This window comes from Psychrobacter sp. bablab_jr014, assembly GCF_016464015.1.
Lineage (GTDB): Bacteria > Pseudomonadota > Gammaproteobacteria > Pseudomonadales > Moraxellaceae > Psychrobacter.
The window spans coordinates 36703-51760 of record NZ_JACDXT010000020.1 but is presented as its reverse complement, the minus strand read 5'-3'; the positions used below and the strand labels follow the sequence as shown (position 1 = coordinate 51760).

Sequence of the window (15058 nt, the reverse complement as noted above, 5' to 3'; positions counted from 1 at the left end):
CATGACTGTATTTTCAATGGATAAGAAGGCTATAAAGCAAAACCATCAGGCAATAAAAAACCCTTTAAAATCATAGACTTTAAAGGGTTTGAATTTGGTGGGCCCAGTAGGACTTGAACCTACGACCAAAGGATTATGAGTCCTCTGCTCTAACCAACTGAGCTATAGGCCCTATCAATAGATGCACTATCATACCCGAATTCTTCGTATTTTCAAGTAAAAAATCGAGTTTTTGTTACTTATACGCCCACATTGCCGCCCGCCAGCGTCAGGCTGCGTCCGCCATCAACGGTGATGACTTCGCCTGTGATGTAGCTTGCGCGAGCCAGATACAATGCGCACTCAGCAATATCTGTAGGTTTGCCAATACGCTGCATGGGAATGGACTGGACAATAGCCGCTTGCTGCGCGTCAGATAGCGCTTGGTCGCTTTGATCCTCGGGCAAGACATTGACGCCAGGCGCGATGCCATTGACGCGCACAGCAGGCGCAAGCTCTAGTGCCAAGGAATGTACCATGGTTCGATGTGCAGATTTTGCCATATTATAGACGCTATAGCCGATAAAGGGTTTATTGTGCGCATGGATGTCCAATAGACTGATGATGCAGCCATTCGCCGCTTGTAAGTAGGGCAAAAATGCTTGGCTAAGCAAGAGCGGTGCTTTGGCATTGGTCAGCATCAGCTCATCCCATGCGCTATGGGTGATATGTCCGATAGCGGTAGGATAAAAGCGCGAAGCATTGTGTACCAGTACGTCCAGTTGCCCAAACGAGCGCAGCACATCATTAACGAAGTCTTGTAAGGCGGATGTATCATCAATCACTGCCAAATCAGTAACCACCACAGCAGCGCTGTTTGCGCGTAGTGTATTTAGCTGCGCGGCAAGCTCACGGGCTTGGTCTGCGCTGTTATTGGCATGGATAATCACGCGATAGCCCGCATGATGCGCGGCACGTATTATCGCGGCACCAATGCGCTTGGCGCTGCCCGTTACCAGCATGACAGGGGCATTATTGTCAGGCGTATGGCTGGCAGATGGGCAATTATCAGGATTACTTTTGATTGATTCGGTCAATGTCATAACGGCATATAAGATTTTTAATAAAAAATGGCAGTGGTTGTCTACGCTAGATGATTGTTTATGATAAGTGCGCGCTTAAATGAGCAATGCGCGCTTGTGTCAAAGCCTCGCCAATAGCAGAGCCTTTGAGGCTGGGGTCAATATCTGCCATACCAATCGCGTGATAGCTGTCTAATGCGTGCTGCATCCGTAGCCTATCTAACGCCATCTGTAACACATGCTGCGTGACAATCAGTTGTTCTAAGCGCTCAGGCTGCTTGTGCGCTTGGCTGGCGTGTATCAGCGCTATTTGCTCAGCAGGGGTTAAGTGCGCAAGGTTGGATAAGTCGCAAACGTGCCGTGCAAACAATACAGCAAATTGGGTATGTATCTTGGGTACTTTTGCAGCATTGCCAATAATGCGAATGGCATCGGCAGCGTTTTTATCATCATCAGTGGTTTTGTTATCCGCTAGACTAAGTGGCAGCTGAGTTTGTTTTTGCCAAGCAGAGCAGACGCTCATCATCAACAGCGCCCAGCGCTGCGATAAATCAAGTGACTGCTGCGCGGCATAGTCTAGCGCGGTCATAATGGTTTTACGCAGTGCAGCATTGTCCCAAGCAACTGCCAAAGGGGCAAAATGCGTCTGTAGCGCCCCAATGTCATATAGGGTGTGCCAATAGGCTTGCGGCGCGCTTTGCATCATAGCGCGGCTCGACTCTTGCCAAATGCGCTCGGCACTTAAATGCCCAAGCTCACCTGACGCGCTAAGCGATTGCATCAAGCGATACGTCTCATCGGCAATGCTAAAACCTGCCGCAAAATAACGGCTATAAAAGCGTGCCACCCGCAGTACGCGCAGTGGGTCTTCGATAAAGGCATCTGACACATGGCGCAGGATTTTATGGTTGATATCATCCAGCCCGCCATAATAATCAACGACTTCGCCTGTCAGCGGCGTATCATCATAAAGACTGGTGACTTCAATGGCCATCGCGTTGATGGTCAAATCACGGCGCATCATATCTTCTTTTAACGTCACATCAGGGCTGGCATGGACGCTAAAGCCTTGATAGCCATGCCCTTGTTTACGCTCAGTACGGGCAAGGGCATATTCTTGCTGTGTCTTTGGGTGCAAAAATACCGGAAAATCTGCGCCAACCTGCAAAAATCCTGCACTCAGCATTTCATCGACACTGCTACCGACAACTACAAAGTCTTTGTCTTTGACAGGATGTTTTAATAGAGTGTCACGCACTGCGCCACCGACCAGATATACCTGCATGCTTACCCCTTATGCCTTGCGGCCAACCAAAAAAAACCAGCCAACATCCGTAGATATTGGCTGGTTTGATTATAACAAACTTGGTGCGTATCAGGCAGGCAGTGTGCCTACCGATACATGTTAAGCTGCTATTTTGTTTTGACTTATTTTGCCAAGTCTTGCGCTTCTGCTACGGCAAGCGCTGTCATGTTGACGATACGGCGAGGGGTCGCAGCAGGCGTCAAGATGTGTACAGATTTTTCTGCACCCAATAGGATAGGGCCGATAGAGGCACTTTGCGACGCAGCTTTTAACAAGTTAAAAGAGATATTTGCCGCATCAAGCGTCGGCATCACCAACAGATTGGCTGCACCTTTTAGCGTGCTTGATGGCATATCTTCCATACGTATGTGCTCGTCGAGTGCCGCATCAGCATGCATCTCGCCGTCGAATTCAAAGTCTACGCCGCGCTCAGTCAATAGCTGATGCACTTTACGCATTTTTACTGCGCTTGGGCTGTCTGAGGTGCCAAAGTTTGAGTGTGAAGTCAGAGCAACACGTGGCGTAATACCAAAGCGGCGTAATTGCTTAGCTGCCAATACGGTCATTTCTGTCAACTGCTCAGCCGTTGGGTTTTCATGGATGTAGGTATTGGCAAAGAAAACGTTGCGGTCTTGCATCAGTACGCCACTCATCGCGTAAAAGTCGCTGACGCCTTCTTGTTTAGCGATGACGTTTTCAACATATTTTAGGTGCATATTGTAATGACCGAATGTGCCACAAATCATGCCATCGGCATCGCCTTTCTCGACCAATAGTGAGCCGATAAGTGAGGTTTTACGGTACACGTCACGACGAGCAAGCTCAATGCTGACGCCACGGCGCTTGTTGTTTTCGTAATAGGTTTCCCAGTAATCTCTGTAGCGTGGGTCGTCATCTTGATTGACGATAGTGATGTTTTCGCCATCTTTTAGACGTAGGCCCAATTTTTCGATGTGTGAGTTGATAACTGCTGGACGACCGACCAAGATTGGCTTAGCCAACTGCTCATCCACCACGACCTGTACCGCAAGTAGGACATTTTTGTCTTCGCCTTCACAGTAGACGATGCGCTTTGGCTCAGATTTTGCTTGGGCAAATACAGGCTTCATGACGAATGCTGAGTTATAAACAAACTCAGACAAGCGCTGACGGTATGCGTCAAAGTCGTCGATTGGTAAGGTGGCAACGCCAGAATCCATCGCTGCTTTTGCAACGGCTGGGGCAATCTCAAGGATTAGATTTGGCTCTAGTGGGCCAGGGATTAGGTAGTCACGACCAAAACTCTTCATATTATCAATGTCTTTAGAGTTGTTGGTTGGCGTCGCTTCTACGTGTGCCATTGCCGCGATGGCGCGTACACAGGCGATTTTCATCTCTTCATTAACCGCCGTCGCACCAACGTCTAGCGCGCCACGGAAAATATAAGGGAAGCAAAGCGCATTGTTGACTTGGTTTGGATAGTCAGAGCGACCTGTTGCCATGATGACGTCTGGACGTACTGAATGCGCCAGTTCTGGCATAATCTCAGGCGTTGGGTTGGCAAGCGCAAAGATGATTGGGTCTTTTGCCATACGGCGAACCATATCCGCAGTCAGCATGCCTGGCATCGATAGACCGAGGAACATATCAACGTCGTCAATCAGCTCGTCGATAGTGGTCGCGTCAGTATCACGCGCGTAGCGTTGTTTGGTTTCGTCTAGGTTTTCACGCTTGGTTGTGATGATACCGCGAGAGTCAGAAACGTAGACATTGTTTTTATTGATACCAAGGGCGCAGATGATATCGAGACAAGAGATTGCCGCCGCGCCTGCACCTGAACAAATCACCTTTAGGTCTTCGATTTTTTTGCCCGTCAATTCAAGCGCGTTTAGCATCGCCGCAGCAACGATGATAGAGGTACCGTGCTGGTCATCATGGAACACAGGAATGTTCATACGGTCACGCAATTCGCGCTCAATTCTGAAACATTCTGGTGCTTTGATGTCTTCTAAGTTGATACCGCCAAAGGTTGGCTCAAGAGCAGCAACGGCTTCGATGAATTTGTCTGGGTCATTTTGAGCCACTTCGATGTCAAAAACATCAATGCCCGCAAACTTTTTGAACAACACGCCCTTACCTTCCATAACAGGCTTTGAAGCGAGGGGGCCAATGTTACCAAGGCCAAGTACGGCAGTACCGTTCGTGACCACACCAACCAAGTTATTACGCGCGGTATATTTCGCTGCCAAAGTTGGGTCTTTTTCAATCTCAAGACAAGGAACCGCAACGCCTGGCGAATAAGCCAATGCAAGGTCACGCTGGTTGGCCAGCTTCTTAGTTGGGGTTACTGAAATTTTACCAGGTTTTGGATGAGCGTGATAATGCAGTGCTGCTTGTTCGAACTGTTGTTTGTCTGCACTCGCTTTATCTGCATTCAGATTGGTATCGTCATTCATAGTAATTGCCATTGTTGGAATAAATTAAAATAGAATAAACTGTAATAGTGGTCTTTAACTGGGCATTGATAGTACTGCAGCTGTCTGAATAAACAGCGTTATAAGCAGCAACCTCACGAGCCATTAATGCAAAATTGCAAATTGGCAAGTGGGACATTCTAGCATCAATGCTAATACACTGCCTAGTCAGTCCAAGTCAATATAGAGATTATATAATAAATTTATAATCATTATGTAATGAATTGATGACAAAACGGCAGGGGTATCTACAATGAACTATTTAGCTTCAGCTTTATAGATAAACCATAGGCTATGATGAACAGCTGATGGGCGGTTGCCACGCATCAGGCGCGGGCGGCGTGGTATCCAGCGTTGTCGCGATATTTTGTACATCGTATGGTGTTGTTAGCAGCGTAAACAAACGCGCCACTTCCTCAAATTGTCCTTGCTCTGCTGCCGTGATTGCCCGCTGAGCCATTGCATTACGCAGGATATAGACAGGATTGTTGTGATACATACGCGCTTCGGCAGCACTGATATTTTTAGACATCAAAGCGATATAACGCTCGCGCCAATCGTGCCACGTACTCAGGCCTTCAGGCGTTAACTCGTTAATGAAAGTGGTCAATAACGTTTGCTCATAGGCATATTTGGTACTGTCAATAAGCGCCAAAAGCCCACGGAAACTGTTGGTGTAATCGGCACGCTCTGACTCAACCAACGTCAAAAATTCAAAGGCGATATTGAGCGCTTCTTGATTATGCGGCAGCCCAAGCTTTTGGCACATGCCTATTTGATAATGCTGCATAAAGACAGGCTCATAAAGACTTAAGCACGCATCAATGGTGGCGCGGTCAATATTGGGCAATCGCAAGAAATGCGTGAGACATTGCTGCAAGTTCCAATAGCCAATGGCAGGCTGGTTTTGGTAACTATAGCGCCCTGTATGGTCAGAGTGGTTGTTAATCCAGCTGGGATTAAATCGCTCCATAAAGCCAAAAGGCCCAAAGTCCAAGGTACTGCCCGTAATCGATAGATTGTCCGTATTCATCACCCCATGCGCAAAGCCTGTCAGTTGCCAGTCGGCAATCAACCTTGCGGTACGCTCGACCACTTGCTGTAAAAATGCCGCAACAGGGACAGGCGTATCACGGCATTCAGGATAATAGGTGTCTAGCATATAATCGGTAAAGCTTGCCAGCAAATCAGGCGCAAAGCTCGCTATCCACTCAATATGTCCCAAACGGATGTGACAATCCGCCACCCGCATCAGTGCTGCGCCAGCTTCCATACGCTCGCGGCGTACAGGTGTATCCGACACCACAAAGCCCAGCGCAGATGATGAGGGCACACCAAGCTGCGTCAAGGCGTGCCCGCACAGATACTCACGAATGGTACTGCGAAGTACCGCGCGCCCATCACCCATACGCGAGTAGGGCGTCAAGCCGCTGCCTTTTAAATGTAAGTCTTGGCAATGACCATCTGTATCGCGGACTTGCGCCATTAATAAGCCGCGACCATCGCCGAGCTGTCCAGCCCAATGCCCAAACTGATGCCCCGCATAAACCATCGCAAGTGGCGTCCACTGCGCTGGCACATAATGCCCGCCTAAAATCTCTACCCAGCGCGCCATTAAGTCCTCATCTTTGTCCCAGCCAAGCTTCGCTGCAACATACGGATTAAAGTGCCCCGCACGTGGATTGTCCAGCGGGACAGGGGGCTGCTTGTGATACAAGCGCGTATCCAAATCGGCGTAAGTGTGGCAATAATCCATAATGATAACCTTTGATAGTATTTTATAATAACGAACGAATAGTAATGAGAAATCAAAAAATAGCGTGCACGGCACTAGACAGTGACTATGATAACAGTCAAAGAAAAGTCAACATAGCGCTTTGCTGTGTGCTTTACTTTGCTAAGGCAGCCAGCAACAGCCGTCATGACCAAAGCGCTACACATAAAAAATCCCGCCATCACGATGAAGGCGGGATTTATATTTATGCTAATGGCTTACTTTTTTGCTTAAGCGGCGTGCTGTTTGTGACCGATTGAACGGAACGCAACTTTTAGGTTGTTGTTGTGCTCAATGATTTTTTCTTCAATCTTCGCATATTCATGCTTTAGCTTGTCGTCCACTTCGTGCAAGCGGTCAGCAAACTCCGTCTTTTTCATTTCAATGGCTTTGGCTTTTAGGGCTTGCCACTCTTCAACCGTTTGCGTAAATGCTTCGTACTCGTGCTTGATACGCTCTTGGAAGTTTTGTAGTGCATGTGGGATATCGATGCCACCTTCAGTAGCGGTATCTAAATGCTGCTGTGCGTGCTTAAACTGCATTTGTACTTCAGCGTGCTTAATGGTCGCGTCGTCGACTTTACGTAGGTCGCTTGCTAGACCCAGTTTTGCCAAACCAGCGATTAGCCATTTGGTTGGGTCATATTGCCACCATTTCACGCCATTACGATAGTCGTATTGGAAAAAGTGGTGATAGTTGTGGTAGCCCTCACCCCAAGTAAATATCGCAAGGATAAAGTTATCACGTGCGGTATTGGTGTCGGTGTATGGACGCGTACCAAACATGTGGCACAAGGAGTTAATAAAGAAGGTAAAGTGATGCGTCAACACCAAGCGTAGCAAACCTACCAACACCAGCGTACCCCACACATCGCCCAATAACCAACCAACCGCACCAACCACACCAATGTTGGCAGCCACTACCCACAGACCGTAGTATTTGTGCTGAATCTGTAGCACTTTGTCTTTGGTCAAATCAGGAATATTTTTGTAGTCAAACTTACCGCTTGGGTAGTTGCGTAGCATCCAGCCAATATGACTGAAGAAAAAACCACGCTTGGCTGAGTACGGGTCGTCCATCACGTCATCAACGTGACGATGGTGCGTACGGTGACCTGAACACCAGTCAAACGCTGAACCTTGCACAGCAAGCGTCGAACCCAGTAATAGGAAGTTTTTTACCGCAGGGTGCACTTTGTAGGCACGATGCGATAGCAAACGGTGGTAACCTGCCGTGATACTGATACCCGTCCACGCCATAAAGAAGCCAAACGCACCCCAGACAGGCATGCTGACTTTATGCGTCATCAGATACCAAGGCGTAATCACCGCAGCAGCGATAGGTGTCGCAATCAAAACGGCGGCAGGTATCAAGTTAATCGGCGCTTTTTTAAACTCAAGCTCACGGATATCGACGCTCTCGTTCATCGAGATGTCACGTTCACCTGCCTGAGCATCAGTTAAATACCCACGCACTGCACTTGGTTGCGGCTGGGTAGTGTCCATTTGTTGGTCCAGTCGACGCTTAAGACGAGTCACCTGTGTGCTTGCAGTCTGTAAAAGCGCGTCACCAGACTTGATAGCCAAACGTAAGCCTTTAAGCGGTAAACCTATTGCTTTTTTTGCAATCATATTATTTCCCTAGCGGTGTACATTTCAGCCTCTATCTTACCTGAAAAGAGTGGTAAAGTGAACGGGTATACACTATAAAAATATTTCTAAATAACAATAACTTGTATGAATTATTGATTATTTTTCGCATAATACCCTATTAGCTATCAGGAATTAAACAAAAATGTAAGCAGTATCAGTATCTTGTTAAGACTTCATTATTCCGAAAGGCTGATATTACAGGACCTGCGCGGGAATATCGGTGATAATCACATCGACTTGCCACGCGATAAGCTGGCGCATCACCGCAAAGTCATTGACCGTCCATGCGCTAATCGGCAAGCCATAACGATGACACAGGCGTATGACCTCAGCGGTTAACAGCGGATAATGAATGCCAAGCTGCACGCAGCCCAGCTGGAGCGCAGTATTAGGCGCAGTCGCTAACGCACGAGGCTGACGTATCAAAAGTCCGCGCGGCACATGAGACAAGAGAGGGTGGCGCTGTAATTGTAACAATAGCTCGGTATCAAAGCAGGTCAAAGTAATGGGTAAGCTGGCAAGGCTGGTGCTGCCAAAGTGATATGCTAAGGCATCAATCAGCTTGCGATGATTGGTGCGGCTGTGCGTCTTTATCTCAAGCTCGATATGACTAAATCGGTTATCAAAACGAGGCGCAAGTAGCGTCGGCGCACAGAGCAGTTCGGTCAACTGGCCAAGGGTCATAATCGGATGTCCTGATTGCAAATGACGCTGCACCTCAAGCCACGTCAGCTGATCGACACGTGACTGAATGCCGCACAGGCGCTGTAAGGTTTCGTCATGAAAAACCACCAATTGTCCATCGGCAGTCAACTGCACATCAAATTCAATACCCGCAAGCCCTCGTGGCTGCAAGCGGTGCGCGTACTCAAAACCAAAGCGCGTGTTTTCAAGCGCCTCCAGCCTTGCGCCGCGATGCCCCAAGAGACGTGTGCGTTGTAAGTCAATCATTAGGCATACCGCCTTTATCTTGCCCGTATCTTTATTCTATTATATGCCTTGTTGCTGCGATAAGGCAGCACAGATGCTATCATAGAGCACTTTGGGCACGCGGATAGGGCGCATGGCAGGTTTTGCTGTCTGACTATCGTTGTCATTGTCTTTTGATTTGACATTGTTTTGTACGCACGCGATGACCACTTTGCCTGAGCTAAGCTTGGTATCTCCATCAAGATGGGTGCGCCAAATACTTTGATAAAAGACGATGCTGGCAGGTTTTAATTCGACCGTATCAACGCGCACGCTGATGGTCTCATCGAGTAAAATCGCATGGCGGTAGTCCAGCTCAACTTTAGAGACCACAAAATGCTGTATCTCGCCTGCATCGGTCTTCAAAAAATAACCGTCCAAACCAAGCTGGGTGAACCAGTCGCGGCGGCAGTTTTCAAAGAACACCAAGTGATTGGCATGATAGACGATGCCGCCTGCGTCGGTGTGGTTGATATACACGCGGTAGTCGGCGGTAAATAAAGGCGACTGTGCGCCTGATGTGGTGTGATTGGACATAAAACACTCGGTATATTGTTATAAACATGAATGGTTAAAAAGTCGGGCGCTGGGCGTGTATTATTTTTAATAGTGATTAAAAATGATGTCAATAAAACGGCGTCAATAAAAACAAATATCAAGCATAAAAGACAGCGCGCACTGAATCATAGCAGCCCTTATTAGAACAAGATAGCCGCACTATTGCCAACGGTCGTGGCTTAAGCGTTAACACACAAAGGCAAGTACCCAATCACTGATTTGCAATACAATCCATTTACCATGACTTATAGGATGATTTATGACCCGTTTTGTCAGTTTTAATATTAATGGCATCCGTGCGCGCCAGCACCAACTGGAAGCGGTACGCGATGTCATCGACCCTGATGTGATGGGGCTGCAAGAGACCAAAGTTCACGATGAACAATTTCCACTGAGCGACGTCGAAGGGCTTGGCTACCACGTAGAATACTTTGGGCAAAAGGCACATTACGGCGTGGCACTATTGTCTAAAACCGCGCCTATTTTTGTACAAAAAGGCTTTCCAAGCGATGACGATGAGGCACAAAAGCGCTTTATTCACGCCCGCTACGTCTTTGGCGAGCGTGAAGTGGACGTGTTAAACGGCTATTTTCCGCAAGGCGAGAGCGCTGACCATCCGACCAAGTTTCCGATGAAGCGCGCGTACTATGCTGATTTAATGGCGTATATCGACACACTAAAGGCAGAAGGACGCTCGCTTATCATTATGGGTGATATGAATATCTCACCGCAAGATATTGACATCGGTATCGGTGAGGCCAATGCCAAACGCTGGTTAAAGAACAATAAATGCTCATTTTTGCCCGAGGAGCGTGCTTGGTATGACGCGCTGATGTCGCGTGATTTGACCGACACGTACCGCCTGCATTATCCGACCAGCACCGAGCTGTTTAGCTGGTTTGACTATCGCAGTCGCGGCTTTAATGATGAGCCAAAGCGCGGCTTGCGTATTGACCATATTTTATGCAGTCAAGATTTGGTCGATAATTGCGTCGATGCAGGCATCAGCTATCCGCTGCGTGCGATGGAAAAGCCCTCAGACCATGCGCCGATTTGGTCAGCGTTTAAGCTCGATTAAGCCGTTTTTAGATGAACAGCTGTTAGGTTAAGCCGTTTTTAGATTAAGCAATTTTTAGATTGATAAAAGACACATTCACTCTTTATTCAACACAGCAAACAACAATAAGAGGTCATTATGGCAGTTGGTGATATTTCAGTACCTGAGACGATTTACGACATTGAGGGCATTCGCCTAAGCGCGACGGCTGCTGGCGTACGTTACAAAGACCGTGACGATTTGGTCGTCTTTGAGCTTGCCGAGGGCACATCAGCGGCAGTCGTCACCACCACCAATGCGTTTTGCGCTGCACCTGTGCGTATTTTGCGCGAGCACTTTGATACCGCCGCGCCGCGCTATTTGGTGATTAACACAGGCAATGCCAATGCAGGTACGGGCGCAGATGGTCGTCGCCGTGCTGAAGCGGTCTGTCAGGCATTGGCAGAAAAAGCCAACACCAGCGTTGAGGCGGTATTGCCATTTTCGACAGGCGTTATCGGCCAGCCACTAAACAGCGATGCCATCATTGCAGGCTTGGATAAGGCGCTGGACACCTTAGCTGCCGACAGCTGGCTTGCAGCAGCAAACGGCATCCGCACTACCGACACCATTCCTAAGCTTGCCAGTGAGCAAGTAACAGTGGACGGTACGCGCTATCATGTGACAGGTATCTCCAAAGGTTCAGGCATGATTCGCCCCAACATGGCGACCATGCTCGGCTATGTGGCGACCGATGCCAACATTCCTGCCGACGTATTACAAGAAATGCTGAGCGCGATTAACGAGCAGTCGTTTAACCGCATCACCGTCGATGGCGATACTTCGACCAATGATTGCTGCTTGCTGATGGCGACAGGCAAGGCAAGTGATGACATTATCGACAGCCCTGAGCATCCGCATTATCAGGCGCTGTTTGATGCGTTATCGCGTGTGTTTGTGCGCTTGGCGCAGCTGATTGTCCGTGATGGTGAAGGGGCGACAAAGTTTATCACTGTCAAAGTCACAGGCGGCAAAACTACCGAAGAATGCTGCGATGTGGCGTATGCGGTAGCGCATTCTCCACTGGTGAAGACGGCATTTTTTGCCAGTGATGCCAATTGGGGACGCTTGCTTGCCGCAGTCGGTTACGCGGGCGTGCCTGAGCTAGACACCGAACAAGTCAATGTATCACTCGATGACGTCTTGATTTGTCAAAAAGGTGGTCTTGCGTCAGAGTACACCGAAGAGCAGGGCGCAGCAGTCATGAGCCGTCCTGAAATCACCGTACATATCGACCTTGCGCGTGGCGATGCTAGCGATACGGTATATACTTGTGACTTGTCGTACGACTATGTCAAAATCAACGCCGACTACCGCAGCTGATGGGTAACGCAGTGTAGACAAAACAATTAGAAAGACAAAAAAGGCGGGAGATTACCTGCCTTTTTTTGTACTTAAAAAAGCGTTTTATTGGCAATTTTTTATTTTTTTTAGCCTTTGACAGCGTACCGTTGATTAACACGTGTTGCAAATACTGACGTGAAGTTACAAAGCCGCCATAGAGCGATAGGTTTTGCGCGCCCTATACTAGATCCAGCGGCGCAACTGAGTCACTTTCTTTCTTGATGCTCAGCCGATGCCGCATCTGCAATAAAAAATAAGCAGCACGACAGCTGCAATAACAAAATGCTCGCCAGCAAACCGCGTTAAAAGCTTTGTGTAAACACGCTATCTTTTAACCCAAAGAGAATGAGTCAGGCGGGTGACTTATATTATAAACTGAGGATAATACAATGAAAAAATTAGCAGTAGCCGCGATGATGACCACCTTTGCCCTAGCAGGCTGTTCAACGATGGATATGAACGATGAGCGCACCATGGTGGTTGATGGTCAACCAATGAGCGTCAAAGTTGTGAATATTCCAAGCTTTGAGGTAGAGATTGCGCCACGCAAGGCAGTATGTGAATACACCACCATGACAGGTGTGAAAACTGAGTCAGAATGTATACAGTATCGTCAGACGTATCAGAAAAACTATAATACGCTAAACGGTAATATCCAAGGCTTCACCTATGAGCCAAACTACCGCTATGTCCTAGATGTGCGTCAAGATGCGGTTATGGACGAAACGACCAACACCGTACGCCCTGTGTGGACACTCAACGAAGTAATTTCAAAAACGCCTGAATAAGTAATTATTAAAGGCAAGAATTTTGCTTTAGTGACAGTCAAATAAAAGCCCAAGCATTGATTTGCTTGGGCTTTTTTTATGATCAAGGATTAAATATAGTAAATCTCAAATAAAACTGATATAGCATCACAAACACACTCGATTAAATACTATTTTCCTTGCTTGCTGTGACTTCGTCTCCAGAGGCTGCGAAAAATAGCCTTTAATCTCGCTGTATCATTTTAAATTGACTTGACTATAACGCAGTAGCAATTAGCACTGGCTGTAGTTGACACTAACGCCATGCTGCACGGTTGGGATATGGGTGTTGGCATAAACTGCCAAGCCGCCACGTGCGGTTTCTTTGTATTTATCCAACATATCAGCGCCCGTCTGTTTCATGGTTTCGATGACTTTGTCGAGCGACACAAAGTGCTGCCCATCACCACGATAGGCAAGACGTGCGGCGTTGATGGCTTTGATAGAGGCCATAGCGTTGCGTTCAATACAGGGCACTTGTACCAAACCCGCCACAGGGTCGCAGGTTAATCCCAAATTGTGCTCAATACCGATTTCGGCAGCGTTTAGGCACTGTGCTGGCGAGCCACCCATAATTTCGGCGAGCGCCGCGGCTGCCATCGCACAGGCTGAGCCGACTTCGCCTTGACAGCCGACTTCAGCACCTGAGATAGAGGCATTTTGTTTAATCAAGCTGCCAATTGCGGCTGCGGTTAACAAAAACTTGCGTACGCCCTGAATGTCATAGTTCGGCAAAAAATCACGGTAATAATGCAAAACGGCAGGGATGATGCCCGCTGCGCCATTGGTCGGAGCGGTGACGATTTTGCCGCCATTGGCGTTTTCTTCATTGACCGCGAGCGCGTAGAGATCGACCCAGTCCATCGCCGCAAGCTTGTCTGCACCCACCTTGTCTTTGGCATCAGGCTGGCTGGCCTCGTACAAAAGCTGCTCATGTAGTGCCTTAGCACGGCGTTTGACCGACAGTCCACCAGGCAGAATACCATCTTGTTGGCAGCCAGCAGAAACACAATCTTGCATCACCACCCAAATACGGTCAAGGTATCGGTAGACGGTTTCTATTTCGCGGTAGTGGCATTCATTTGCCAGCACAACCTCACTGATGCTGAGGTTTTCGCTTTGACACATGGTCAATAAGTCAGCAGCATTGGTAAATGGGTAGGGTGGATTGTCAATCGTTGGGCTGGCAGGGTCGGTATCGGGATGTGTGGCGTCATCTTGATTGATAACAAAGCCACCACCAATAGAGTAGTAGGTCTGCGTATAGGTATCGCCGCTTTGCGTCGTTGCAGCAATGCTTAAGGCATTAGGATGATAGGGCAGCACGGTGTCAGGGTGCCAATGAATGTGTGTCTTGGTGTCAAAATCAATAATGTGCTCGCCCGCCAAAGCCAAACGCTGCTCGTCCATAATCGGGCGCAGATAATTGGCACATTCACGCGTGTCGATATATTCAGGTGTATGCCCCAGTAAACCCAGTAAAATGGCAGTGTCGGTTGCGTGTCCTTCACCAGTTGCTGCTAAAGAGCCATAAAGGTCAATATCGATGCTGACCACATTGCTTAGGTCATGCTGCTCGCGGTAGCTTTGTAAAAACTGCTGGGCGGCAACCATAGGTCCGACGGTATGCGAGCTAGAAGGGCCGATACCGATTTTGAATAAATCAAAAATACTAATCATAATAATCCTGTCAATCCATATGATGCCCACAGAGGGCCGAGCGTCTGTGCTCATCGAAGGGCGGTTTATGCGTGCAGAATAAAAGATAATTGGACTGCTGTCTATAGTATTGTCTATACATGTGCGTAAAGGGCTGTTGGGAATAAGCGCTTTTTTTTATGGGTAAATTCGGCTATGATGCACGCCAGCTTTCTTTGTGTAACTTTATGTAATTGAATCGCGACTTTTGCCGTGTTTTGAGGTTTCGATCCAATCGCTCGTTTATATTGTCACAACTCCCCCTCTTTGATTTTTAGGCACTCTTGGCTTGAAGCTCAGTCTTTGCTTTATAAGCATCAGTGTCTTTAACTACCATAGGA

General features: G+C 48.0%; 11 protein-coding genes and 1 tRNA gene. 3 read left to right on the top strand and 9 right to left on the bottom strand.

All coding sequences use genetic code 11. The features are described from left to right. Positions 1-95: 95 nt before the first annotated feature. The 8 genes from JIE71_RS06340 to JIE71_RS06305 form a co-directional block, all read right to left on the bottom strand. Positions 96-172: transfer RNA gene (locus tag JIE71_RS06340), tRNA-Ile, on the bottom strand. Positions 173-239: 67 nt separating this feature from the next. Next, entirely contained in the window at positions 240-1082 is an 843-nt protein-coding gene (locus JIE71_RS06335; protein WP_266095951.1) for a pteridine reductase, read from the bottom strand. 58 nt (positions 1083-1140) lie between these two features. Then, on the bottom strand, positions 1141-2346 hold the full coding sequence (locus JIE71_RS06330) for a tRNA nucleotidyltransferase (RefSeq protein ID WP_199507891.1): 1206 nt from the start codon (positions 2344-2346) through the stop codon (positions 1141-1143). A gap of 143 nt (positions 2347-2489) precedes the next feature. Then, on the bottom strand, positions 2490-4802 hold the full coding sequence (locus JIE71_RS06325; protein WP_199507890.1) for an NADP-dependent malic enzyme: 2313 nt from the start codon (positions 4800-4802) through the stop codon (positions 2490-2492). A gap of 310 nt (positions 4803-5112) precedes the next feature. Further along, positions 5113-6576, bottom strand: a complete 1464-nt coding sequence (locus JIE71_RS06320; protein ID WP_199507889.1) for a protein adenylyltransferase SelO — start codon at positions 6574-6576, stop codon at positions 5113-5115. Between the two features lie 248 nt (positions 6577-6824). Further along, positions 6825-8003: an acyl-CoA desaturase gene (locus JIE71_RS06315; RefSeq protein ID WP_416232015.1), complete on the bottom strand. Its 1179-nt coding sequence runs from the start codon at positions 8001-8003 to the stop codon at positions 6825-6827. Positions 8004-8441: 438 nt separating this feature from the next. Next, positions 8442-9197, bottom strand: coding sequence for a glycerophosphodiester phosphodiesterase (locus JIE71_RS06310; protein WP_199507888.1), 756 nt, complete (start codon positions 9195-9197; stop codon positions 8442-8444). 39 nt (positions 9198-9236) lie between these two features. Then, positions 9237-9752, bottom strand: a complete 516-nt coding sequence (locus JIE71_RS06305; RefSeq protein WP_199507887.1) for a thioesterase family protein — start codon at positions 9750-9752, stop codon at positions 9237-9239. Between the two features lie 280 nt (positions 9753-10032). Here JIE71_RS06305 and xthA point away from each other — a divergent pair, with 280 nt between their 5' ends. The 3 genes from xthA to JIE71_RS06290 all read left to right on the top strand — a co-directional run bounded on the left by xthA (position 10033) and on the right by JIE71_RS06290 (position 13001). Continuing rightward, the gene (gene xthA, locus JIE71_RS06300) at positions 10033-10851 is read left to right on the top strand and encodes an exodeoxyribonuclease III (protein WP_199507886.1); all 819 of its coding nucleotides are present in this window, start codon (positions 10033-10035) and stop codon (positions 10849-10851) included. 117 nt (positions 10852-10968) lie between these two features. Beyond that, complete coding sequence (gene argJ / locus JIE71_RS06295) at positions 10969-12192, top strand: bifunctional glutamate N-acetyltransferase/amino-acid acetyltransferase ArgJ (protein WP_199507885.1); 1224 nt, start codon at positions 10969-10971, stop codon at positions 12190-12192. Positions 12193-12602: 410 nt separating this feature from the next. Next, entirely contained in the window at positions 12603-13001 is a 399-nt protein-coding gene (locus JIE71_RS06290) for a DUF4377 domain-containing protein (RefSeq protein ID WP_199507884.1), read from the top strand. A gap of 252 nt (positions 13002-13253) precedes the next feature. On the opposite strand, the gene JIE71_RS06285 is transcribed toward JIE71_RS06290, so the two are convergent. Next, entirely contained in the window at positions 13254-14702 is a 1449-nt protein-coding gene (locus tag JIE71_RS06285) for an L-serine ammonia-lyase (protein WP_323126916.1), read from the bottom strand. Positions 14703-15058 lie beyond the last annotated feature (356 nt).

Excerpts from the sequence above, each read along its gene's own strand:
- JIE71_RS06335 (WP_266095951.1), bottom strand. The coding sequence starts at position 1,082 with ATGACATTGACCGAATCAATCAAAAGTAATCCTGATAATTGCCCATCT.
- JIE71_RS06325 (WP_199507890.1), bottom strand. The coding sequence starts at position 4,802 with ATGAATGACGATACCAATCTGAATGCAGATAAAGCGAGTGCAGACAAA.
- JIE71_RS06310 (WP_199507888.1), bottom strand. The coding sequence starts at position 9,197 with ATGATTGACTTACAACGCACACGTCTCTTGGGGCATCGCGGCGCAAGG.
- JIE71_RS06290 (WP_199507884.1), top strand. The coding sequence starts at position 12,603 with ATGAAAAAATTAGCAGTAGCCGCGATGATGACCACCTTTGCCCTAGCA.
- JIE71_RS06320 (WP_199507889.1), bottom strand. The coding sequence starts at position 6,576 with ATGGATTATTGCCACACTTACGCCGATTTGGATACGCGCTTGTATCAC.
- JIE71_RS06305 (WP_199507887.1), bottom strand. The coding sequence starts at position 9,752 with ATGTCCAATCACACCACATCAGGCGCACAGTCGCCTTTATTTACCGCC.
- JIE71_RS06330 (WP_199507891.1), bottom strand. The coding sequence starts at position 2,346 with ATGCAGGTATATCTGGTCGGTGGCGCAGTGCGTGACACTCTATTAAAA.
- argJ (WP_199507885.1), top strand. The coding sequence starts at position 10,969 with ATGGCAGTTGGTGATATTTCAGTACCTGAGACGATTTACGACATTGAG.
- xthA (WP_199507886.1), top strand. The coding sequence starts at position 10,033 with ATGACCCGTTTTGTCAGTTTTAATATTAATGGCATCCGTGCGCGCCAG.